The sequence below is a fragment of the Streptomyces sp. rh34 genome, from assembly GCF_002551245.1.
GTDB lineage: Bacteria > Actinomycetota > Actinomycetes > Streptomycetales > Streptomycetaceae > Streptomyces.
This window is the reverse complement of sequence record NZ_NTGZ01000113.1, coordinates 1-22761: the sequence shown is the minus strand read 5'-3', so window position 1 is coordinate 22761 and position 22761 is coordinate 1. Positions and strand designations below refer to the sequence as shown.

The following is a 22761-nucleotide window of genomic DNA, read 5'->3' as shown; positions in this document are numbered from 1 at the left end:
GGCCGGTGCCCAGGCCGGGCGCCTGGCGCGGGACGGCTTCTCGATCCTCAAGATCAAGGCCGGCTCCCCGGACCCCGAGGACGACCTGGCACGCGTCAGAGCCGTGCGCGTCGCCGCTCCCCGCGCGCGGTTGCTGCTCGACCCCAACGGGGCCTGGAGCCTCCGCACGGCCGAAAGACTCCTGCCCCGTTTCGCGGAGCTGGAGATCGAGGCGGTCGAGCAGCCGCTCGCGCCCGGCGACCCCGAAGCCCTCGCACGGCTCGCCGAACACTCGCTGCTGCCGATCATCGCCGACGAGGACGCGGTCGACCACGACGACGCCCGCCGTCTCGCCGGGCGTGTGCAGGGCATCAACGTCAAGCTCGCCAAGTGCGGCGGTGTCACCGCGGCCCTGAGGATCGCCGAGCTGATCGCCGGCACCGCCACCGAACTGATGCTCGGCTGCCTGACCGCGAGCACCCTCGGCATCGCCCCGGCGGTCCACCTCGCCGACCGCGCCCGCTGGATCGACCTGGACGGACACCTGCTGCTTGCCGACGACCCGTGGACCGGCATCGGCGGCGACGACGGCACCGTCCGGGTGAGCCGGAACCCCGGCCTCGGGGTCCGGCCGGGTACCCGGGGGAGAGGGGACCAGCCGTGAGCACGCTGCGCGAGATACGCGGCTTTCCGCTCGCGATACGTCTGCTCCTGGTCAACCAGCTCGGCGTCAACACCGGCTTCTACCTGCTCATCCCCTACCTCGCCCTGCATCTGAGCGAGGACCTGGGAATGTCCGCGGTGGTCGTCGGCACCGTGCTCGGTGTACGCAACCTGAGCCAACAGGGTCTGTTCCTCATCGGCGGCTCGGCATCGGACCGACTCGGCGCGCGAGGGGTCATCATCGCCGGCTGCGCGCTGCGGACGGTCGGCTTCGGGCTCTTCGCGCTCGGCGACGGACTGGCGGTGCTGCTCACCGCCTCCGTACTCAGCGGACTGGCCGGCGCCCTGTTCAACCCGGCCACACGCGCCTACCTCGCCCTGGAGGCGGGGGAGCGCAAGGCCGAGGCGTTCGCCCTGTTCAACGTCTTCGCGACCACCGGCGCCCTGATCGGACCGCTCCTCGGCAGCGCCCTGCTGCTGGTCGACTTCCGTGCCTCCGCCCTCGCCGCCGCAGGCGTCTTCGCGGTGCTCACCGTCGCCCAGGCCATGGTGCTGCCCCGCCGCGCGACCGCGCCGTCCGGGAACAGCGTCCTCGCGGACTGGCGGGAGGCGGCCGGCAACCGGGGCTTCGTGGTGTTCGCCCTCGTGATGGTCGGCATGTTCACCATGGAGAACCAGCTGTACCTGCTCCTGCCGGACGGCGCCCGCCGGGCCACCGGCTGGGACGGCGCGGCCGGCATCGTCTTCGTCGTGGGCACGCTCGCCGGCCTCTGCCTGCAACTGCGCATCACGCGACAGCTCAAGGGGCGGGGCAGCCGGGCGCGGTGGATCAGCGTGGGGCTCGCCCTCATGGGGCTCGCCTTCGTACCGCCGATGGTGGTGGCCGGGGCCGGCACGGCGCCCGGTGACGCGGGCGACGCGGTGCTCCGCGCCCTGCCCGTGCTGGCCGGTGCGCTGCTGCTCCACGGGGGTGTCATGATCGCCCAGCCGTTCGTGATGGAACTGATCCCCGACTTCGGCCGCCCGGAACTCACCGGTACCTACTTCGGCCTCTTCTCCATGGTCTCGGGCATCGCCGCGGCCGTCGGCAACACGGTCATCGGCTGGGCCATGGATACCGGGGAACACACGGGGGCGCACTGGCTGCCCTGGACGTGCTGCCTGGCCCTGGGGCTCGCCTCCGCCGCCGGGGTCACCTGGCTGCACCGGCTCCGTTCGCTGCCCTCCCGCCCCGCCCCCCTGATCGGCGACCGCATGAGGAGCCCCCTGTGAACGGCGCGACCGGCGACAACCTGCTCACCGAGAACCCAGCGCTGTACGAGGCCCGCTTCCCGGACACCGAGCGCCTCGCCGGACGCTGGGTAGTGGACCGCCTTCTGAGGTACGGGGCCGGACCGCGCGTCCTCGACATCGGCTGCGGCACCGGCCGTGACGCCGCGTACGTCCACGGGGCGGGCCGCACGGTCGTCGGCGCCGACCTGTCCGAGGCGATGCTGGAGTACGCCCGTCTCCACCACCCCGGCCCCGAGTACACCCGCGCCGACCTGCGTGGCTTCGACCTCGGCCAGGGTTCCTTCGACGCCGCGGTGTCCCTGGACAGCGCCCTGCTGTACTGCCACACCAACGACGAACTCGACGCCTTCCTGGCATCCTGCCGACGCTGCCTCGTACCCGGCGGCCTGCTCGTCGCGGAGATGCGCAACGGCGCCTTCTTCCTCGGCCGCACGGAGCTCCTCGACGCCCCGACCGTCAACGGATTCACCTGGCAGGGCGTTGTCCACCGGTCCACCACCACCCTGTACGTGGACCGGGCCGCGCAACTGCTGCGCCGCAGGCGGGTGTGGACCTCCGACGACGGAGCGCCGCCGGTCGAGCAGCACTCCGCGTGGCGACTGCTCTTTCCCCAGGAGCTGCGCCATTTCCTCGCCGCCCACGGCTTCGAGGTGCTCGGCCTGTACGACCGGCCCGGCCCGCGCACCGAGCCGCCGTGGCGAGAGGGCGACCTGCCCGCCGCGACGGCCGACGCCGACCGGCTGCACCTGGTCGCCCGCCTGACGCACGACCGCTGAACCCACGCACCCACTGAGGCCGAGACCCCCCGGCCCGATGTTCGCTCGCACACACAGCAAGGAAACAGCCATGAACGACGCCGCCTTGAACGACCCACGCTTCCCAGGTCTGCGCCGCCGGGGCTTTCTGGCAGCGGCCGGAGGCGCGGCCGGCCTCGGAGCACTCGCCCTCACCGGCTGCGGCGGCCCCGGCCCGTCAGCCGACGCCTCCGCCGAGGGAGACGGCAAGCCCCGCCGTGGCGGCCGTCTGCGCGCCGCCTTCGCCGGGGGCGGAGCCAGCGAGACCCTCGACCCGCACCTGAGCAACCTCTTCGCCGACGTCGCCCGCGCCAAGGCGCTGTTCGACAAGCTCGCCGACTACGGGCCCGACCTCTCCGCCCAGCCGCGGCTGGCCTCCGCATGGGAGTCCAACGCGGGTCTGGACCGCTGGAAGGTGACCCTGCGCGACGCCACCTTCCACGACGGCAAGCCGGTCACCGCTCAGGACGTCCTCCACAGCTACCGCCGCATCACCGACCCGAAGAAGGCGTTCCGCGCCAAGGCGTCGCTGGAGCCCATCGACCTGAGGGCGAGCCGTGCCCTCGACGCGCGGACCGTCGAGTTCACCCTCAAACGGCCGACCGCCGAATTCCCCAACGTGCTGGCCGCCTTCGGCGCGTACATCGTCCCCGGCGGCGCACAGGACTTCGACAGGAACCCGGTCGGCAGCGGGCCGTTCCGCTTCGTGTCCTTCGCACCCGGCCGGTCCGCCGTCCTCAAGCGCAACGAGTCCTACTGGGACGGCGCCCCGCACCTCGACGAGCTGGAGTTCATTGTCGCCAACGAGGAGTCCGCGCGCGTCAACGCCCTCCTCGGCGGCCAGATCGAGTACGCGCACGAGCTCAACCCCACCACCGCCCGCGCCCACGAGGACAAGGGACAGATCAAGATCGTGCGGCTGCGCAACAGCGCCATGCAGTCGTTCGCGATGAAGACCGACCGACCGCCGTTCGACGACCGGCGGGTACGCGAGGCGTTCTTCCTGATCGCCGACCGCGAGGAGCTCGTCGACGGCGCCCTGTCCGGCGCGGGCGAGATCGGCAACGACCTCTTCGGCAAGGGATACGCGTACTACGCCGCGGGCCTCCCGCAGCGGGAACAGGACCTCGACCGGGCCAAGGCGCTGCTCAGGGAGGCCGGGGCCGAGAATCTCAAGGTCACCCTCGACACCTCCCCGGTCGCGGCCGGGTTCACCGAGGCCGCGACCATCTTCCGCGACCAGGCGGCCAAGGCCGGAGTCACCATCACGGTCAAGTCCGGCAGCAAGGACAGCTACTGGAAGGACATCCTCGACTCCGGCACCCTCTGCTCCTACCGCTCCGGTGCCATGCCGATCGAGGCCCACATCTCCCAACGCCTGCTGACCGGCTCCACCACCAACGCCACCAAGTGGCAGCACAAGGACTTCGACGCCCTCTACCAGCAGGCGCAGTCCACCAGGGCCGAGGCCGACCGCGCTGCCGTCTATGCGCGGATGCAGCGCCGCCTGCACGCCGAAGGCGGCTTCCTGGTCTGGGGTTTCGCCGACTGGATCCTCGGCACGGCCCCGGGCGTCCGGGGCGTCGAGACGAAGGCTCCCGCCAACTCCCTCGACTGGGCGCGCTTCGACAAGGTGTGGCTGGCGTGAGCGGACTTCGCTCCTGGATCGCCCGGCGGCTGCTGCTCGGCGCGGGACAGACGGCAGCGGTCGTGCTGCTCGTCTTCGCCCTCACCGAGGCGCTGCCGGGCGACGCCGCCGTGGCCCTCGCCGGTGATCAGCCCGACCCCGCACGGATCGCGGCCATCCGGGAGGCGATGGAGCTGGACCGGCCGGCCTACGAACGGCTGGCGGACTGGGCGGCCGGGCTGCTGCGCGGCGACTTCGGCGCCTCGCTCGCCTCCGGGCGGCCCGTCTCCACGTACATCGCGGACGGCTTCGGGCCGACGGTGCTGCTCGCCGTGCTCACGGTGGCGCTCCTGGTGCCGGTCGGGGCCGGCCTCGGGGTGCTGGCAGCCCGCCACGAAGGGCGGCTCGTGGACCGGCTGGTCAGCTCGGTCACCCTCGGCGTGTACGCGGTTCCGGAGTTCGCCCTCGGCGTGCTGCTGACCACGGTCTTCGCCCTGCGCCTGGGCTGGCTGCCGCCGACCGCCGTCGGCTACGGCACCGACCTGCTCGCCCACCCCGCCGCCCTGGTGCTGCCCGTTCTCGTCCTGCTGTCCAGGCCCGTCTGCTCCCTGGCCCGCCTGGTGCGGGCGGGCATGATCGACGCGCTGGCCTCCCCGTACGTCGCCCAGGCACGCCGCTACGGAATACCCGGCGCACGCGTCCGGTACGCGCACGCTCTCCCCAACGCGATCACCCCCGCCGCACAGCAGCTCGCCCGCACGGTCGACTGGCTGCTGTGCGGGGTCATCGTCGTGGAGGCGTTGTACGTGATTCCCGGACTCGGCACCGTCCTGATGAACGCCGTGGCGGAACGCGACGTGCCCGTGGTGCAGGGTCTCGCGGTGGTCTTCGGCCTGGCCACCGTCGTCCTCAACCTCGGCGCCGACCTCGTCGCCCGCCGGTTCGCGCCGAGGGCGGGGGTAGCGGCATGAGATCCCGCTTCGTACTCGGCGCCGCGATCGTCGGCGTACCGCTCGCCCTCGCCCTGCTGGGCCCGCTCTTCGAAGGGAAGGCCGCGCGAGGCGAGGACCTTGCTCGTGGCCAGGCCGGACGGGCCTGCTCCGATCACGCACGTTCTCCGCATGACTGACCGGCCTTTCCCTGTGCGTACATGTATGTGACGACGGCTCCATGCCCGTGGCTCCGGCGCTTGGAGCCGGTCACGCTAGCCGCCGCCCGCCGCCCCGGGAGCGGCTATCGGCGGTAGTCCCGTCGCACGCATGACGAGTGGTGCACCGGGTTGACACCGGGCGAGCGGCCGCGCGTGCGGCGCCGTTTCCGCCGCGCGGCCGGCTCGTTGGGCACGAGCGGATCGGTTCCGCCTCGCCGGGCGCCGGACCGGAGGCCCGCCGACCGGCCGGCCGCGGAGGGGTTCCGCGGCCGTAGCGAAGACCTGGTACGACGGAGCGAGACGATGGACGTCCACGATGTGCACCACTCCTACCGGCAGCACGCCGTTCTCCGGGGAGTCGACCTTCGGCTACGGCCCGGCACCCTCGCCGGGATCGTCGGGGAGAACGGCGCGGGCAAGACGACGCTGCTGAAGATTCTCTCGGGTGAGCTCAGGCCGGACCGGGGTTCGGTGCGTCACCACGGCAGGTTCGGCTACTGCCCGCAGTCCGTGGTTCTGGACGACTCCTTCACCGTCCGCCAGCATCTCGACCTCTTCAAGAGCGCGTTCGGTCTCGCGGACCTGCGGCGGGCCGAAGAGGTGATGGAGACCCTGGCCTTCACCGAGTACCTCGACCGGCGTGCGGGTCTGCTCAGCGGGGGCTCGCGGCAGAAGCTGAACCTGACCCTGGCGCTCATGCACGATCCGGACGTGCTCCTGCTGGACGAGCCCTACCAGGGTTTCGACTGGGAGACGTATCTGCGCTTCTGGGAACTGGCGACGAGGTTGCGCGACGCCGGGCGTTCGGTGCTGGTCGTCTCGCACCTGGCGTACGACATCGACCGGCTGGATCTGCTCTGGCGCCTGGAGAACGGGCGCCTCCACCGCCCGGAACGGCCCACGGAGGCGGCGGCATGAGGCGGCACTGGCTCCTGTTCGCCACGGCGTCCCGGTACGCGTTGACCGGGCACGCCCGCAACCGGTTCGCGATGCTGCTGGTGGTCGCGTACATCCCCGTATGGATCGCCCTCGCCTATGTGACCATTCCCGACCAGCCGGCCCCGTTCCGCCTCCGGGCCACCGGCGAGATCCTGTCCCCGCCCGGCAACCACCTCACCCAGATCACCGGTGCGCTGAACGCGGTCACACTGATCGCCGGGTTCATGATGTTCGCGGCCACCTTCACGGGAGGCGCTTTCGACCGCCGCCTGGCGATGGCGGGCTACCCTCGGTATCACCTCGTCCTCGCCAAGCTCTCCGCGCTCACGCTGGTCTGTATCGCCGTCTCGGCGTACGCCACGGTCGTCGTCGGAATCGCCTGGCCGCCACGACAGCCCCTTCTTCTCACCGCCGCCCTGTTCTGCGCGGCTCTGACCTACGGCGCGCTCGGCGTGGTCTTCGGTTCGGTACTCCGCCGGGAGGTCGAGGGCATGTTCGCCATCCTGATGATCAGCATCCTCGACGTCGCCCTGCAGAACCCCCTCTCCAGCTCCGGGTCGGACAGCGCCGTCGTGCGTTTCCTCCCGACGTACGGAGCTGTGCAGGCCAGCATGTCCGCGGCCTTCTCCGACGCGTCGGCCGCCCGGGGGCTCGTGATCCAGTGCCTCTGGCTCGTCGGCTCCGCGTCGGCCGGGTTCCTGGTCTTCCGCCGGCGGACCCGCAACGCGCTCCGGTCAGGACGGACGAGATGGATTCCCTCTCCTCGCGGACGCGGACGCGGACGCGGGACGGCCGAGGGCCCGCGCGCACCCCTGCCCGCGGCGGAGTCCGGCTCGTCCGCGGAACGCGTGGGGCCCCTGTGATCCGCGGACGGTCGGAAGGTCCGGCTTCTTCGCTCGTCGCACGGACGGCCGACGACCCTGTGTGCCCCGGCTTGTTCCGGCGTAAGGCCCGTGACCTGCGAAAGGCGGTGATCGTTCTGTAGCCGTCGGGCGCTGACGTGGTGCCCGGACCGCCATACTCCCCGTACAAGGAGCACCGCCCCCATGACTCTTTCGCGTACCGTCCAGCGCACCGTCCTCACCGCGGCTCTCCTGTCCGTCTCCGCCCTGGCCGCCCCCTCCACCGCCCAGGCGGCCCCGCTGCCTCCCGCCTGTCAGGAGGCGCTGCTCGAAACCCTCGACAAGTTCCCCGTGGTGGACTTCACGGTCCCCGACAAGGCCAAGAACACCATGCTGGGCGAGGTACTGGGGCTGAGCGAGGCCGACCAGGCAGTGTTCACCGAGGCGGCGTGCGCGGCCTGGAACACCTGGGCGACCCAGAACGGCCAGGCCGTAGCGACGGACCTGGACACCCGCTACCGGAACGCCGCCGGCCCCGTGTGCAACAAGTTCGCCAGGTCCTCACTGGCGACGATCAAGAAGTACGCCCCGAACGTGCCCGCCGAGACCCGTGAGCTGGAGAAGCTGGCCAAGAAGGTCTGGATGAACTCCATGGAGAAGCTGGCCGCGGAGGCCACCAACGCCGATTGCCGTACGGCCTACAACGCGGTGAAGGCCGGCTGGTAGCAGGAGAGCGGTCGGGCGCCGCCCGGCCGGGCGGCGCCTCTGCAGGGCGGGTCCGACGCCGGGGCTGCCAGCGCGTCAGCAGTGGTGTCCTTGCGGGTTGCCGGGGCAGCGCAGCTACTCGCCGGTGGTCGCACAGTTGCCCGGACGGATCGGGCCGCAGCCACGGGGCGGCGTGTGCTGGCACTGTGCCGCCACGGATACCAGGGGCTCGTGGGGCTCGTCCACAGGTCCGAGTCCGTCCCGTACCCGGCCTGTTCGATGGTCGCCATGGTGCGCGTGATGACGTGCTCGTCGAAGCGCTCGGGGTCGGGGCGCTCGGAGTAGTGATGCACGAACCACCCCAGTCCCTCACACAGCTTGGCGTGCAGCTAGGGACGTCTCTTGCGGATCATGCTCAGGCGACATCCCACTCTGCCTGCAGCAAGCTGAGTTGCGCCTCACTGATCGGAGGTTCAAAACCTTCAGGGAACATGAGTGTGAGTGGCTGTGGCCACATGCTTTCGGGCCCGTGCTCCTCACAGTGCAGAGCCACGAGATGCGGCCCCTCCCCGCAGGCCTCGCTCTGGTAGAAGCAGTCATGCGCCTGGCAGAAGTACGAGAACACCGTGCAGTCGTCCTCGTCAGTCGGCTCGTGGAAACCGGGGTCCCGGACGATCAGTGTCACCGGTTCCTGATGGTTGAACCGGGGGATGGGCCGAGGATCGCACCACAGCAGTCGAGGAGGAAGCACGAGATCATTCTGTGCCAATGGCGGCATCGAGTCAGTGCGCAGACCAGATGAAGATGCTCCGCGAGATGGAGCGCTGCCAGGTAGACCGTGATGATGGCTTCATGCAACCCGAGCACTGTGTGACCCGGAACCACATCGAGGTGTGGCATGAACGTGTGCTGCCGTCCGGGCCAGAACGGATCAGGTTCGGGACAGTGCTGCGCGGCTCGCTCCTGCCGATCCTGGTCTGGGCTGGAGTCGCGTGCTTCGTGTACTTCGTCCACAACCAGCTCGTAGCGACGGTCCTGGGCGGGCTGTTCGCGTTGTCGTTCATCGTGGGCTTCGGGCTGCGCCGCAGGGCGCAGCACTCGGTTCGCTGCAGTGTCTACGGTGCGCTGGGTGGAGTGCTCGATAAGTCCATGGCTGGGTTCTGAGGCGTTGCGGCGTAGGTGGCCCCTCGTTGTATTGAGCGTGTTGACCGACGCCCAGTGGGCCCAGGACCGAGCGCAACATCCACGGCCGTCCTGCCGACATGCCGTTCACCGTCGTCGTGCACCAGGAGGAGCCGCTACGTGCTTCGAGGGATGCGCCGACGATTCCCGAGGGGCGCGCGGGTGCCGATGGTGACGGCAGAGACCCGGTTCCTCTTTCTCTTAGGTGTTCTCGCTATCCCTTTCTGCGCGTCCTGGGCCAGGACTGAAGCGAAGCCTCGCCCCCGCGCGGCCGCCTGCTCGGCCGGGGCCGCGCCGAGCAGGCGGCGGGCCCCGGCCGCGCGGTCAGACCAGGTCGAAGCGGTCGAGGTCCATGACCTTGCTCCAGGCGGCGACGAAGTCCGTCACGAACTTCTCCCGCGCGTCGTCACTCGCGTAGACCTCGGCGAGGGCACGGAGTTCGGAGTTGGAGCCGAAGACGAGGTCCGCGCGGGTGCCGGTCCACTTGACCCGGCCGGTCGCGTCGCGGGCCTCGAACTCGTCCTGCTCCGAGGACGTCGACTTCCAGGTGATGTCCATGTCGAGCAGGTTCACGAAGAAGTCGTTGGTCAGCGTGCCCGGACGGTCGGTGAGGACGCCGTGCGTCGAGCCGCCGGAATTGGCGCCCAGCACGCGCAGACCGCCGACCAGGACGGTGGTCTCCGGGGCGCTCAGCGTCAGCAGGTTGGCGCGGTCGAGGAGCAGGTACTCGGCGGGCAGGCGGCTGCCCTTGCCCGCGTAGTTGCGGAAGCCGTCGTACACGGGCTCCAGGGCGGCGAAGGACTCGACGTCCGTCTGGTCCTGCGTGGCGTCGACCCGGCCCGCGGTGAACGGCACCCGCACCTCGACGCCGGCGTCCTTGGCCGCCTGCTCGACGGCCGCGTTGCCCGCGAGCACGATCAGGTCGGCAAGCGAGACCTGCTTGCCGCCCTTGGCGTTGAAGGACTCCTGGATACCTTCCAGAGCGCTGAGGACCCGCGCCAGCTCGTCCGGGTCGTTCGCCTCCCAGCCGCGCTGTGGCTCCAGACGGACCCGGGCGCCGTTGGCGCCGCCACGCTTGTCGCTGCCGCGGAAGGACGCGGCCGAGGCCCAGGCGGCCGAGACGAGCTGCGCCACCGTCAGGTCCGTGGCGAGCACCTGCTCCTTGAGCGCGGCGATGTCCGCGGCGTCCAGCAGCTCAGCGGTGCGCGCGGGCAACGGGTCCTGCCACAGCAGCACCTCGGAAGGAACCTCGGCGCCCAGGTAGCGCTGGATCGGGCCCATGTCGCGGTGCGTCAGCTTGTACCAGGCGCGCGCGAAGGCGTCCGCGAACGCGTCCGGGTTCTCGTGGAAGCGGCGCGAGATCTCCTCGTAGGCCGGGTCGAAACGCAGCGCCAGGTCGGTGGTGAGCATCTGCGGCTTGTGCTTCTTCGACGCGTCGTGCGCGTCCGGGATCGTCGCCTCCGCGTCCTTGGCGACCCACTGGTGCGCGCCGGCCGGGGACGTGGTCAGCTCGTACTCGTAGGCGAAGAGGTTGTGGAAGAACTCGTTGCCCCACGTGGTCGGGGTGCTGGTCCAGGTCACCTCCAGACCACTGGTGATGGCGTCCCCGCCCTTGCCCGTCCCGTGGGAGCTGCGCCAGCCCAGGCCCTGCTCCTCCATCGAGGCGCCCTCGGGGTCCGCGCCGACGCTCTCGGCCGGGCCCGCGCCGTGCGTCTTGCCGAAGGTGTGGCCACCGGCGATGAGGGCGACGGTCTCCTCGTCGTTCATCGCCATCCGGCGGAAGGTCTCGCGGATGTCGCGGGCGGCCGCGACCGGGTCCGGGTTGCCGTTGGGGCCCTCGGGGTTGACGTAGATCAGGCCCATCTGGACCGCGCCGAGCGGGTTCTCCAGCTCACGGTCGCCGGTGTAGCGCTCGTCGTCGAGCCAGGTGGTCTCCGGACCCCAGTAGACGTCCTCCTCCGACTCCCAGACGTCCTCGCGGCCGCCGGCGAAGCCGAAGGTCTTCAGGCCCATGGTCTCCAGGGCGACGTTGCCGGTGAGGATCAGCAGGTCCGCCCACGACAGCGCCTGGCCGTACTTCTTCTTGACCGGCCACAGCAGACGGCGGGCCTTGTCCAGATTGCCGTTGTCCGGCCAGCTGTTCAGCGGGGCGAAGCGCTGCTGACCGGCGCCCGCGCCACCGCGGCCGTCGCTGATGCGATACGTGCCGGCGCTGTGCCAGGCCATCCGGATCATCAGCGGCCCGTAGTTGCCGAAGTCGGCCGGCCACCAGTCCTGCGACGTGGTGAGCACCTCGGCGATGTCCCGCTTCACCGCGGGCAGGTCGAGCGCCCGGAACGCGGCGGCGTAGTCGAAGTCCGCACCGAGCGGGTTCGCCACGGCGGGGTTCTTGGCGAGGATCTTCAGGTTGAGGCGGTCCGGCCACCACTGGCGGTTCCCGCCGCCCTGCGTGGGGTGCGCCGCGCGGCCGTGGGCCACGGGGCAGCCGCCCGCCTGGGCCCCGGGCACCTCGGGGACGGCCGTCTCGGGCGAATCCGGGGTGACGGGATCAAAGACATGCGACTCGTGGTTCTCGGTCATGGCAATCCTTCCGGACCCGGTGGGTCGTGGGGGTGCTGAACGGGGGAGGAGGATTCGGTCCGTGCAGGAGGGGCACGCTGTATGCCAGGTCTCGCCGCGGCCGCCCGTACGCCTCACGGACCACCGGACCGGACGGTCCCGGGCGGTGCGGCGAGGACGGCGCTCGGTCGGCGCCGCGCGGTCGACCGACGGTGTCCCACCACGCTTCTCTGCTGCCGTACCGGAGTCTTCCTGTCTCTTGGATGTCGCCGGGATCGATCCTACGATGGACTTCGTCCAAGTCAAGAAGTGCGCTAAAACGATAATGGCCGGGATGCGGCGTCCTTGGATCCTTCCGGGGTCGCGCGTCCCCCGCGAAGCGGAGCAGGTGACGAGATGAGCGACCTCCTTCAGCGGCTACGGGGCCGTGGCTGGCGGTTGACCTCGCAGCGGCGGGTCGTCGCGGAGGTCCTCGACGGCGACCACGTGCACCTGACGGCCGACGAGGTACATCTGCGGGCCTCCGCGCGACTGCCCGAGATCTCCCGCGCGACCGTCTACAACACGCTGGGGGAACTCGTCACGCTCGGCGAGGTGCTGGAGGTCTCCACCGTGGGCCGGGCCAAGCGCTACGACCCGAACGCGCGCCGCCCCCATCAGCACCTGGTGTGCTCCGGCTGCGGCACGGTCCGCGACGTCCACCCGGTCGGCGATGCCCTCGGCGACCTGCCCGAGGCCGAGCGCTTCGGGTTCGCCGTCGGCTCGGCGGAGATCACCTACCGCGGCTTGTGCCCGGACTGCGCCTGACCGCCGGCGCACGTCAGCCGGACGGCTGCGGGGAGCGGAGCACGAGCAGCGTGATCTCGCTCGGGGCGAAGACGCGGAAGGGCGGGCCCCAGAAGCCGGTGCCGCGGCTGGTGTAGAGGAGGGTGCGAGCGCCGTGGCGGCTGAGGCCGGCGACGGCCGGCTGGTCGAGGCGGACCAGGTAGTGGAAGGGCCAGATCTGGCCGCCGTGGGTGTGCCCGGAGAGCTGGAGGTCGATGCCGTGGGCCGCCGCGCGGTCGATGAACTTGGGCTGGTGGGCGAGGAGGAGGACGGGGAGATCGGGGTCGGCGCCGTGCAGGGCTCCGGCGAGGTGGGCGCGGTGGCCCGCCAGTCCGGAGGACTCGGCGGTGACGTCGTCGACGCCGGCGACCACGAGGGTGTCACCGCCGCGTTCGAGCAGCAGATGGCGATTGCGCAGCGGCTCCCAGCCCAGCTCGTCCATCAGGTCGACCCAGCCCTGGGCCTCGCTGTAGTACTCGTGGTTACCGGTGACGTAGACACGGGCCCGAGTCGCCTGCACGGTACCCAGCGGGGCGGCCTGCGCGCGACGGCGTTCGGCCGTGCCGTCCGCGATGTCGCCGGTGTGGCAGACCAGGTCGGCCTCCAGGGTGTTCACCGTCTCGCAGACCCGTGCCGACCAGCGGGCGCGGTCGAGCGGACCGTAGTGGGTGTCGGTGATCAGGACGACGCGGGTCCCGTCCAGCCCCGCCCCCAGGCGCGGGAGCCGCACGTCGAGTCGGCGCACACGTGGCACGCGCCGTGCCTCGGCGTACCCCCAGGCGAGCAGCACGGCGGCGACGCCGAGGACGGACCAGGTGACCATGCGCGCCCGGTCCTGTCCGTCACCGACGCCGCCCACGGTCAGGGCGAACCGCAGCAGGACGCCGAGCAGAACGGACCAGGTGAACAGGGTCCAGATGCCGCCCAGCAGCGTGTCACCGACGATCGCCGCCCGGTCCTGCTGGCGCCGGCCGTGGCCGCGCACCATCGCGAGCGGCATACCGGCCAGGCCGAGGACGAACAGTGCGGTGCCGGTCAGGGCGACGGGGAGCGGCCAGTGCTGGCCGGTGTGCAGAAGAACCCAGCACGGCACGGCCCACAACAGGACGGGGGCGATCAGAGGGATGTAGCGCATCAGACGCTGGAGCCGGCTCCGTGGCGCCCCGGGCGCTTCGCCGGCGTCGGATCGGGTTTCGCTGGTCTCGGTCACGCTTCCCCTCCTGAGGTGCTGTCCCGCGGATCGTGCCCTGGCGGAGCCGGGCGGTGTTTATGGCACAGCACAGCACAGCACAGCACAGCACAGCACAGCACAGCACAGCACAGCACAGCCGGCGTACCGGTCGTCAGCCCGCGGCCCGACATGATCCGACGCCCATGCCCTGATTCCGCTCCGGCCCCGGCCGCCGGAACCTGTCGGGCAGCTCATGGTGCGCCGATCGCCGCCGTACCGGAGCGTCGAGGGGCCGGCCGGCGCCCCCGGTCGAGAATGGCGGGCCCGGTCGGGAACAGCCGGCCCGGTCGGCGCGGTTGCACCGTTCAAGGGACCGGCGCCGTGCGGGCGGGGGAACACGGGGGCCGCGGGGTCGTCCGCCCCGTCGGGATTCCGAGCCCCGGGATCGTGGCACGCACGCACGCCGCCGGCCCGGACGACGACGTATCTCTGCGGGAGGACCCCTTCATGACCGACCGGCCCTTGACTCTCATGGCAGTGCACGCCCACCCCGACGACGAGGCCACCGGAACCGGAGGGGTGCTGGCGCGGTACGCGGCGGAAGGCGTGCGCACGGTTCTCGTGACGTGTACCGACGGCGGTTGCGGTGACGGACCGGGGGGTGTCAAGCCGGGCGACCCCGGACACGATCCGGCGGCCGTCGCCTCGATGCGCCGTCGGGAGCTGGAGGAGAGCTGTGACGTCCTCCGGATCAGCGATCTGGAGACGCTGGACTACGCCGACTCCGGGATGATCGGCTGGCCGAGCAACGAGGCCCCCGGATCGTTCTGGCAGACCCCGGTGGAGAAGGGTGCCGCCCGGCTCGCGGAACTCATGCGGCACTACCGCCCCGATGTGGTCGTCACCTATGACGAGAACGGCTTCTACGGCCACCCCGACCACATCCAGGCTCACCGCATCACCATGGCGGCGCTGGAGATGACCGAGCTGACGCCGAAGGTGTACTGGACGACGATGCCCCGCTCGACGATGCAGCGGTTCGGGGAGGCCATGCGCGAGTTCCACGAGGACATGCCGGAGCCGGATCCCGCCGAGACCGCCGCGATGGCCGAGATCGGCCTCCCCGACGACGAGATCACCACCTGGGTGGACACCACCGCGTTCAGCGGCCAGAAGTTCGACGCCCTGGCCGCGCACGCCAGTCAGGGCGAGAACATCTTCTTCCTCAAGATGGGCAAGGAGAGGTTCGGCGAGCTGATGGGCATGGAGACCTTCCTGCGCGTCCAGGACCCCACCGGCGCGGCCGTGCCCGAGAAGGACCTCTTCGCCGGACTCCGCTGAACCGCCCGCCCCCTGCGCCAGGGACGTACCGCTGCGCCATGGACGTATCGGAGCCCGCGCCGTAGGCGTACCGGCGCCTAACCCGTGGACGTACCGGCGCGCATGTCCGCGCCGTACATCGTGCGGTAGTCCGGGACGACGATCCGGCTCGTGGGGGACTCCCGGTGGACCTGGGCGACGAACCCGTCCAGGTCCATCACCGGATCGCGGCGTGGAGGTTCGCTCAGCGGCTCCTCGAAGTTGTCCCAGTGGACCGGCACGACGACGCCCGGCCGGTCCAGGGCGCGCAGCAGCCGGGACGTATAGCGGAACGTGGCGGCGCCGGACGGCACGGCGACCATCGCGAGATCGGGGCCCAGCCCCTGTACGGCTTGCTCGGAGAAGTCGCTGGCGCCCATCAGGAACGCCGACGGGCCGTCGCTCCCCGCCGTCACCTGGAAGGCGAGGGTGTCGCCCTCCGGCAGATCGGAGATGGTCCTCGGAGCCGCCGCCGGGGGAGCGTTCAGCGTGCCCGGGGCGAAGTAGGAATGCCGCTTGTTGCGGCTGTGCAGGCTCGACACGACCTGGACCGTGATTCCGTCGAAGTCCAGGACCTCGCCGCCCTTCACCACCGAGATCTGACCGGGGTCGACTCCGAACGCGACCAGCAGGTGGAAGGTGGTCTCGGTGCCGACGACCCGCGCGCCGGTGGACTTGGCGATGTGCGGCACGTCGGCGATGTGATCCCAGTGCGAGTGGCTGACCAGGACGATCTCGGGGTGGCCGACGTGCTCCCGGACCAGATCGGGGTCGGACCTCAACTTCGTGTCCGGCTTGAGCCCTCCGTCGAACAGGCCGGTCCTGAACCGGGTGATGTAAGGGTCGAAGAGCACCGTCCGACCGCCGACGTCGATGCGCCAGCCGGAAGTGCCCAGCCAGCGGAACGACGCCGAACCGGCCGCGGGGGCCCCGTGATCCGCTGCGGCGGTGGTGGTCGTGGCGGAGAGCAGTGGGGCCGCCGCGCCGATCGCGGCGCCGCGCAGCAGCGCGCGCCGGCCGAGTGCCTGAACGCGCCGCTTCGGAGGCTGTACCTCTGTGTCCTTGTTCATGCCGTCAGGAGATCAGGGCGCGACCCCCTTCGTCCAAGATCAGAATCTGGGTGTCCTCATACGCGAACGCATATGGGTACACGTCAGAACCCCTTGGCGCGAAGAAAATCGACGGCGATCCGGGCCGTGGCGCCGATCGCCGCGTCCACCGCCGTGCGCGAGGCGGCCAGTTCACGCGTACGGGCGAAGACGGCGACCGCGTACAGGCCGCCGTCGGGATACCGAACGACCCCCGCCTCCATATGCAGGCCGGGCAGGGTTCCGGTCTTGGCCGCGATCGCCACCTCGTCGGGAAACCCCGACACCAGCCGATGCCGGAACGCCTGGCGGCCCATCAACTCCCGTACCCAGGCGCAGGCTTCCGGCGGACCTGCCTCGTCACGCCAGACGAGACGCAGCAGTCGGGTGATGTCCCTGGGGGTGCCCGCGTTGGTCCGCAGCGGATCCAGCACGCTCAGGCGCCTTTTGTGATCGTCCGGCAGTGCGGGGTACCGGAGGGCGAACTCCGCCTCGTCGCGAGCGCCGACCTCGCTGAGCATCGACTCCAGTACGTCACGGGGGCCACCCACGACGCGCGTGCTGTCGAGCCCGAGCTCCTCGGCGAGCAGCCGCACCGTGTCCAGGCCGACGCGTGCCAGCAGCAGATCCGCCGCCGAGTTGTCGCTCACCGAGATGGCGAAGAACGCCAGGTCGCGCAGTGACAGCTCGACGTCGTCCGCACAGCCCGCCGTGCCCCAGCCGCCGAGCCGGTCGGCGGCCGTCACCCGCACCCGCTCACGCGGGTCGAGCTGGCCGGCGGCCACCTGCCGGGCGAACTCCAGGACCAGCAGCACCTTGAAGACCGAGGCGATCACGACGGACTCGTCGGCGCCGACGGCCACTTCCCCGTCGCCCGGTTTCCCCTCGACGCGGACCGCGTGCAACAACCCCTCGGCACCCGCCCCCGCGAACACCTCGCGGATCCGTTTCTCGACCATTGGTTCGCCCCTCGCATAAGGTCACTTGCTGTGGATCTCTTGCGCCACCTGCGTATCTTCGTCGCCGTCGCCGACGAGCTGCACTTCAGCCGGGCCGCCGACCGGCTCGGCATGGCCCAGCCACCCCTCAGCCAGGCGGTACGCAGGCTGGAGAAGGACCTCGGAGCCGCGCTGTTCGACCGGTCGCAGCGTCAGGTCCGGCTCACCGCCGCCGGCATGGTCCTGCTGGACGAGGCCCGTGAACTCCTGGCCCGCGAGGAGCGGTTGCGGACACTGGCCCGTCGCGCCGGTGACGGCGGCCTGGGCATCCTGCGCGCGGGCGTTCCTCCCGACACCACGGTCTCCACCCTCTCCGCGCTGCTCTCGGCCTGCGCGGGGCACTCCCCGGGCCTGTCCGTCGATCTGCAGGAGATCACCACCGAGGAACAGCTGCGGCTGCTCGCCTCCGGCGGGCTCGACGTCGGCCTCGTCCACCAGCCCGTGGACGCCACCGAACTCCGCCTCGGCCCGGAGGTGCGCGCGGAGCTCGGTGTCGTGCTTCCCCGCACGTCACCGCTGGCCCGGATCCCCGAAGTGGCGCTCGCCGAACTGTCCGGCCACGATCTCGTGCTCTTTCCTCGCGCCCAGGCCCCCGGTTGGTACGACCAGATCCTCGATTCCTGCCGCGCCGAGGGCTTCGTGCCCGGCCGGGTCCGGCACGCGTCCAACCCCGAGTTCCTGCTGGCCCTCGTCCACGCGGGCCACGGCGTCGCCTTCGACCAGGGGCCGGTGGCCCGCAAGGAGCCCCGCGTGCTCTGGCGGCCCCTGGCGGGCCGCCCGCTCACCCGGCGGACGACCGGCGCCTGGCCCTCCGGTCGTGCCGCCCACCCGGCCGCACCGCATTTCGCGGAGCTCGCGGCCGGTGTGCTGGCACGCGACCGGTCGGCGACGCCGCGTCGCGACGCCGCCCCGCGCCCGCCGGACGGGCCTCCCCGCCCATGGTCGGTGGTGTACGACGAGCCGAGCTGACGCGGCGCCGGCCGGCGGGCCCGACGCCGTACGGCCGGCCGCCTAAGCGATGCCCTGTTCGCGTTCACGAGCCGCGTCCTGACGCAACGTGCGGTAGCGGTCGAGTGCCCGCGGATCCCCGAGGTGTTCGGCGGCCGCGAGTGCGGCGTCGAGGACTTTGTCCATCCAGAGCTTGGGAATCCCGCGCAGGTGCTCGTCACTCACCGCGAATCGACGACGAGTCGCGGCGTCGTCCGGTGTGTGCGCGACGACGAGGAAGCACTCCTTGACGAAGTGCCGCCACAGCCCCGCGCGCACCCCCCGCTTGTCGGCGGGCATGAGGTTCCGCGTCTCTTCGAGTGTTCTCCACGCGTCCGAAGCGTCTCCTGCCTGTCGTTGCAGCCGGCCGAGCGTGAGCAGGTTGAACGCCATAGCCTCCCGTGGCGCGTCGCTGACCGCGATGACCTCTTGCTGCACGGCCACCGCTTCGGTGAGGAAGCCGAGTTCGGCCAGGTGAAACCGCAGCGTGTTGAGCGTGTCCTCGGTGCGTGGCCCGCTCGCCGCCCACGCGGTCATGAACAGGCGGGACGCTTCCCGCTCGCCCAGTCCCGCGGCGTGGTGGGCCCATGATCCGAGGCTCTCCTCCGCCGGGTCGGAGGGGAACCGCGCACGTTGTTCGTCGAGCCACTGCTCGACGGCGGCGTCGGTGTGGCGGTCCGACGTGATGTCGCCCAGAACGCGGCCACGATCGGGGTGGGTGCTCGCGCGTACGGCTTCCACGGCGGCGGCGACGCCTCCCGTCAGCAGGTGGTAGAGGTGATATCCGAGAGCCGTGTCAAAGCTGATGTTCTTGGCGGACCAGTGCAGCCATATGTCCTCCGCCCGCCGGTGCTCGGCGACCAGGAAGCCTGCCAGCGTCAGGTCCGATGCCAGTCCCCAGGGGACGAGTTCTCGGTAGAACGTGATCTCCTGCCGGAGGAGAAACCGCAGGAGTCCCAGGTCCTGGGGGCGACGGTCGTATTGAAGCGCCCACAGAACGCTCCGGCGGGCGGCCTTCCCACGGTCGATCCCCCGACCCTCGGCGGTGTGCTCCGCGGTGAAGGCCAGATCCGACCAGGTATCCGGGTGGCGCCGAGCTCGGTCGAGGTCTCTTCTCGGCGCGCGCAGGAGCCGCTCCTGCTCGTCAGCGAAACTCATCGTTCTTCCTGTCGCTCGGTCATCGGGTTCCTCTGCCCGTCACCCTGCCCGACGGACCGCCCCGGTGGCTGCCCGGAGTACGGACGCCCCCGCCGGTGTGAGGGTGTGCAGCACGGTCGGGCCACTGCGGACGCTGGTGACGAGTCCCGCGTCGCGCAACGCCGTCGCGTGTCTGCTGGCGGAGGACGCCGAGACTCCGGCGGCGCGCGCGATCTCGCCGGTCGTGGCGCCGGCGGACACGGCGCACAGGGCGATCGCCCGGGCCCGCCCGAGCAGGGCGGTCAAGGGCTGCCCGGGAGCGTCCACGCTCCCCCCGGAGCTGTCGGAGGCGTCCGACTCGTGGAGCAGCGAGTACCAGAGCACGGGCGGCAGTTCCGGGTCGGCGAAGGCGACGGGCTCACCCCAGTTGAAGTACGAGGGGACGAGCGTGAGCCCGCGGCCGTTCAAGTACAGGTCCCGGTCTTCGGCCTGCTTGGGGTAGGTGACCTCCAGGACCGGAGGACGCCAGCGCAGCAGTGGCCCCAGCCCCGCGAGCATGCCCTCCACGCCGCCGTCGAGGAGCCCACGGCAGCGCGCCGCCCGCTCGGCCTCGATCCTCGTCTGCACCTGCTCCGTGTGCGGGACGACGACGGACTCGTAGTAGGCGCGCAACATCCCCACGAACTCCTTGCGGGCTTCCAGCCCGGCCAGTTGCCCGGCCCACGAAGGGGCCCCGATGGTCCGGTCGAGGATGCCCATCTCCTTGAGGACCCGTTGCGGAGACGTGGCCAGCACGGACTCCATCCCCGCGGCCATGCCGCCCGCCCCCTGGGCCGGAGTCAGAAAGTCCGGAAAGTACGCGGCCCTGGGGTACAGCGGCAGCAGAACGCTGCGTACGAGGCGTTCCAGTCCCTTCTCCCGTAACTGCTCCCGTGCCGCCCGGTGCCATCCGGCGTAGGCCCACCGGCCCTTGCGGGACTGGAGCCGGTGCAGACTCGAGGCGATCTCCCACAGCGGGTCCGGAGCGGCGGCCAGCCTGGTCCTGGCCAGGTCGACCTCGCTGAAATGTATGCGGAGCATCCCGTTCTCCCCCCTGAACTGAGCTTTTGCGCTGCGGCGCAACAGCCTTGGTTCACCGCCACCGGCTGGGCGATCGTAGGAGGCAGAGGTCAAGACACGATAAACGGGGGCTCAACGGGCATGAGAGGCATGTTTAGTTCCGCCTGCGCGGGTGTCGCGTTCGTCGCCGTCACCGCGATCACCGCTGTCGGCTGCACCACGGCGGCAACGGTCGATCCGGCCGGATCCGACCGGCCGCGCGCCGCCGCCGCGCAGGGCGCAGAGAACCGTGATCTGACGGACGCCGAGCAGGTCCTGATCCGGCGTGCCGAGGTGATGCTCACCCAGGAGTGCATGAAGAGGGCGGGCCACCCGTACTGGATCGGGTCCCTGCCGACGGTGGACGAGCTGAAGGGGGGCGGTTACGTTCTGAGCGATGTCGGCTGGGCGCGCAGGCACGGCTACGGCGGAGAGCTGGAGAAGAAGTCCGAAAGGGCCCGTCTGAACGACCCGAACGCCGCGTACGCCAACGCTCTGTCGGAAGCGGAGCGCATCCGCTACTCCCAGGCCCTCAGCGGTGACCCCGCCCAGGGCATGCTGTCGGTCGAACTGCCCTCGGGCGGCACCGTCAAGACCCCACGCGAAGGCTGCCGGGCCGAGACCGGGGAGCGGCTCTACGGCGATCCCGAGACCTGGTTCCGCGCCAAGAAGACCGCCACGAGCCTGACACCCCTCTATGTACCGGACCTCGTCAAGGACAAGCGCCTGGTGAGGGCGGTCAGGGCATGGTCCCGCTGTATGCGCGCGGCAGGCCACGTCTATGCGAGCCCTGAAGAGATCCGCGAGAAGCGGTACGCGCTCACCAAAGGACTCAGCCCCGCGCGGGCACACGCGACCGAGGTCGGACTGGCGGTCGCCGAGGCCACATGCTCCGTGAAGACGTCGCTGGGCGATACGGCACGCTCCCTCGAACGGGAATACCGTGGCAAGAAGCTCCAGAGGTACAGCGAGGACATCGCGACCTACCAGCGCATGAGGCTGACCGCGCTGGCCCGGGCCGAGGGCGTCGTGGGCGAACAGCCCGAGGACACCGAACCGCCCGGCCCCTGACCGCCCGGCCCCTGACCGCCCGGCCCCAGACCTCCCGGATTTCCGCAGCATCGCAGCTACGGGACCTTTCGCAGCACCCTACTGAAGGAGAAGTGACGCATCATGCGTAAAATCCCCGCCGTCCTGGCGACTCTCGCCCTCGCGGGCCTCGGAGCGATCGTCCCCGCGACCACCGCGCAGGCCGCCGCGAACTGCAGCGACAACTACACGGCGGCGAAGTCCGGGTACATGTACGCCTACAAGCACGCCTACTGCGAGAGTCACCTCGGCAACTCCGCCAGCTGGGACTCGGACTGGGGCAACAGCTCCGGGCCCTTCCAGGGCGGCGACACCAACGAGGCGTCCTCGATCCTGAACAAGGGGAACGACTACGAGCTCCAGTTCTTCAACGGGACCGGACAGGACTGGGCGGGTGGCCACATCTGCCTGTCGAGGGACGAGGCCTACGCCTCCAACCTCAACAACGACGAGTTCCACAACAACACCGGCCCCGAAGACGAAGGCAAGGCCAACGACGCCATCAGCTCCCACCGCTGGGTCTCCCCGAACGACAACAACTGCGCCCGCTGGGCGACGTGACCGCGCGGGCTCACGGCTGAGCCGCCGCACCCGGGGCATGGCCCACCGGTCCACCACCGGTGGGCCGTGCCCCGGCCGTCGTCCTGATCGCCCCGGGCGGGGTGACGGCGCAGTTCGACGACAGGGCCTAGAAGCACTCCGGCAGCGCCGGGCGTTCCTTGGCCCGCACCGCGGGGAGCCACGCGGTGGGAGGCTCCGAGCCGGGCGGCAGACGGACACGGAACCAGTGGGTGGACCGGCGGTCCTCCTCGTCGATGATGGTCTCCCCGTCGCGCACCTGGCAGTCGGTGCCGAGGACGTCCCCGTGCCACACCCTGGTCGGTACGACGTTCTCCGAGGTGTAGGGCCGCACCGGATCGATCGCCAGACCCAGACTGCACCGCGGGTCCCGGTCGCTCCGTCCCCGGCAGTCCCGCTCCGCGTTGTACACCTGGACCGTCCCGGGCGGCTCGGTGCTCGCGCGGCCCGGCTGCACGGGGGCGACCGTCCGGACCCCGTCCGAGGACAGCGTCGCCCCGGCGATCCCGCACAGGGCGGTGGCCAGGACGGCCGCGCGGGCCCGGGCGCCCCGCTGTCCCGCCCTGGTCCCGGGCGCCTCCCGGTGGGTGGCGATGCGGGCGAGCAGGCTCTCCGCCGTGTGGGGGGCGCGGGCCTCGTGGGTCGGGGCGAGGCAGTCGGCGGCCAGCGCACGCCAGAACGGCGGCACGGCCTGGTC

22 protein-coding genes and 1 pseudogene are annotated in these 22761 nt (G+C 71.1%); 15 read left to right on the top strand and 8 right to left on the bottom strand.

Features of this window, described 5'->3' with window-relative positions; genetic code table 11:
* The 9 genes from CR470_RS21100 to CR470_RS21065 all read left to right on the top strand — a co-directional run.
* On the top strand, window positions 1-643 hold a 643-nt coding region (locus tag CR470_RS21100), incomplete at its 5' end, for a mandelate racemase/muconate lactonizing enzyme family protein (RefSeq protein ID WP_306667805.1).
* Window positions 640-1914: an MFS transporter gene (locus tag CR470_RS21095; RefSeq protein WP_097869113.1), complete on the top strand. Its 1275-nt coding sequence runs from the start codon at window positions 640-642 to the stop codon at window positions 1912-1914. The genes CR470_RS21100 and CR470_RS21095, both read left to right, overlap by 4 nt.
* Window positions 1911-2711, top strand: a complete 801-nt coding sequence (locus tag CR470_RS21090) for a class I SAM-dependent methyltransferase (protein ID WP_097869112.1) — start codon at window positions 1911-1913, stop codon at window positions 2709-2711. Before CR470_RS21095 ends, CR470_RS21090 begins: the two co-directional genes overlap by 4 nt.
* A 70-nt stretch (window positions 2712-2781) precedes the next feature.
* Window positions 2782-4377, top strand: a complete 1596-nt coding sequence (locus CR470_RS21085) for an ABC transporter substrate-binding protein (protein ID WP_097869111.1) — start codon at window positions 2782-2784, stop codon at window positions 4375-4377.
* Complete coding sequence (locus CR470_RS21080; protein WP_097869110.1) at window positions 4374-5327, top strand: ABC transporter permease; 954 nt, start codon at window positions 4374-4376, stop codon at window positions 5325-5327. Before CR470_RS21085 ends, CR470_RS21080 begins: the two co-directional genes overlap by 4 nt.
* A complete protein-coding gene (locus tag CR470_RS39655; protein WP_179892333.1) occupies window positions 5324-5485 on the top strand; it encodes a hypothetical protein in 162 nt (53 codons plus the stop codon). Before CR470_RS21080 ends, CR470_RS39655 begins: the two co-directional genes overlap by 4 nt.
* Window positions 5486-5809: 324 nt before the next feature.
* The gene (locus tag CR470_RS21075; protein WP_097869109.1) at window positions 5810-6424 is read left to right on the top strand and encodes an ABC transporter ATP-binding protein; all 615 of its coding nucleotides are present in this window, start codon (window positions 5810-5812) and stop codon (window positions 6422-6424) included.
* Window positions 6421-7308 carry an ABC transporter permease gene (locus CR470_RS21070; RefSeq protein WP_097869108.1) on the top strand — a complete coding sequence of 296 codons (888 nt, stop codon included), beginning with the start codon at window positions 6421-6423 and terminating at the stop codon, window positions 7306-7308. The genes CR470_RS21075 and CR470_RS21070 overlap by 4 nt, the downstream gene beginning before the upstream one ends.
* A gap of 183 nt (window positions 7309-7491) precedes the next feature.
* A complete protein-coding gene (locus CR470_RS21065) occupies window positions 7492-8013 on the top strand; it encodes a hypothetical protein (RefSeq protein ID WP_097869107.1) in 522 nt (173 codons plus the stop codon).
* Window positions 8014-8407: 394 nt separating this feature from the next.
* On the opposite strand, the gene CR470_RS21060 is transcribed toward CR470_RS21065, so the two are convergent.
* Complete coding sequence (locus CR470_RS21060) at window positions 8408-8677, bottom strand: hypothetical protein (RefSeq protein ID WP_097869106.1); 270 nt, start codon at window positions 8675-8677, stop codon at window positions 8408-8410.
* 113 nt (window positions 8678-8790) lie between these two features.
* On the opposite strand from CR470_RS21060, the gene CR470_RS21055 reads away from it, so the two are divergent.
* Window positions 8791-9156 carry a hypothetical protein gene (locus CR470_RS21055; RefSeq protein ID WP_257138861.1) on the top strand — a complete coding sequence of 122 codons (366 nt, stop codon included), beginning with the start codon at window positions 8791-8793 and terminating at the stop codon, window positions 9154-9156.
* A gap of 342 nt (window positions 9157-9498) precedes the next feature.
* On the opposite strand, the gene katG is transcribed toward CR470_RS21055, so the two are convergent.
* Window positions 9499-11754, bottom strand: coding sequence for a catalase/peroxidase HPI (gene katG / locus CR470_RS21050; protein ID WP_097869105.1), 2256 nt, complete (start codon window positions 11752-11754; stop codon window positions 9499-9501).
* A gap of 375 nt (window positions 11755-12129) precedes the next feature.
* On the opposite strand from katG, the gene CR470_RS21045 reads away from it, so the two are divergent.
* Window positions 12130-12540, top strand: coding sequence for a Fur family transcriptional regulator (locus CR470_RS21045; RefSeq protein ID WP_097869104.1), 411 nt, complete (start codon window positions 12130-12132; stop codon window positions 12538-12540).
* Window positions 12541-12553: 13 nt separating this feature from the next.
* Here CR470_RS21045 and CR470_RS21040 read toward each other — a convergent pair whose 3' ends face one another.
* Window positions 12554-13768: a metallophosphoesterase gene (locus tag CR470_RS21040; RefSeq protein ID WP_097869103.1), complete on the bottom strand. Its 1215-nt coding sequence runs from the start codon at window positions 13766-13768 to the stop codon at window positions 12554-12556.
* Between the two features lie 468 nt (window positions 13769-14236).
* Here CR470_RS21040 and CR470_RS21035 point away from each other — a divergent pair, with 468 nt between their 5' ends.
* Entirely contained in the window at window positions 14237-15070 is an 834-nt protein-coding gene (locus tag CR470_RS21035; RefSeq protein WP_097869115.1) for a PIG-L family deacetylase, read from the top strand.
* Between the two features lie 77 nt (window positions 15071-15147).
* On the opposite strand, the gene CR470_RS21030 is transcribed toward CR470_RS21035, so the two are convergent.
* The gene (locus tag CR470_RS21030; RefSeq protein ID WP_373561433.1) at window positions 15148-16095 is read right to left on the bottom strand and encodes an MBL fold metallo-hydrolase; all 948 of its coding nucleotides are present in this window, start codon (window positions 16093-16095) and stop codon (window positions 15148-15150) included.
* A 146-nt stretch (window positions 16096-16241) separates the two neighbouring features.
* A complete protein-coding gene (locus CR470_RS21025) occupies window positions 16242-17135 on the bottom strand; it encodes a serine hydrolase (RefSeq protein ID WP_097869101.1) in 894 nt (297 codons plus the stop codon).
* A 39-nt stretch (window positions 17136-17174) separates the two neighbouring features.
* Between CR470_RS21025 and CR470_RS21020 the strand changes: the two genes are divergently transcribed.
* Complete coding sequence (locus CR470_RS21020) at window positions 17175-18143, top strand: LysR family transcriptional regulator (protein WP_097869114.1); 969 nt, start codon at window positions 17175-17177, stop codon at window positions 18141-18143.
* Window positions 18144-18185: 42 nt separating this feature from the next.
* On the opposite strand, the gene CR470_RS21015 is transcribed toward CR470_RS21020, so the two are convergent.
* Complete coding sequence (locus tag CR470_RS21015; protein ID WP_097869100.1) at window positions 18186-19319, bottom strand: hypothetical protein; 1134 nt, start codon at window positions 19317-19319, stop codon at window positions 18186-18188.
* A gap of 39 nt (window positions 19320-19358) precedes the next feature.
* A complete protein-coding gene (locus CR470_RS21010) occupies window positions 19359-20378 on the bottom strand; it encodes a MarR family transcriptional regulator (protein WP_097869099.1) in 1020 nt (339 codons plus the stop codon).
* 129 nt (window positions 20379-20507) lie between these two features.
* On the opposite strand from CR470_RS21010, the gene CR470_RS21005 reads away from it, so the two are divergent.
* Together CR470_RS21005 and CR470_RS21000 are read left to right on the top strand one after the other, a co-directional pair.
* Window positions 20508-21467: a hypothetical protein gene (locus CR470_RS21005; RefSeq protein WP_097869098.1), complete on the top strand. Its 960-nt coding sequence runs from the start codon at window positions 20508-20510 to the stop codon at window positions 21465-21467.
* 102 nt (window positions 21468-21569) lie between these two features.
* A complete protein-coding gene (locus CR470_RS21000; RefSeq protein ID WP_097869097.1) occupies window positions 21570-22046 on the top strand; it encodes a hypothetical protein in 477 nt (158 codons plus the stop codon).
* A gap of 127 nt (window positions 22047-22173) precedes the next feature.
* Here CR470_RS21000 and CR470_RS20995 read toward each other — a convergent pair.
* Window positions 22174-22761, bottom strand: a pseudogene (locus tag CR470_RS20995) (serine/threonine protein kinase); the annotation flags it as partial.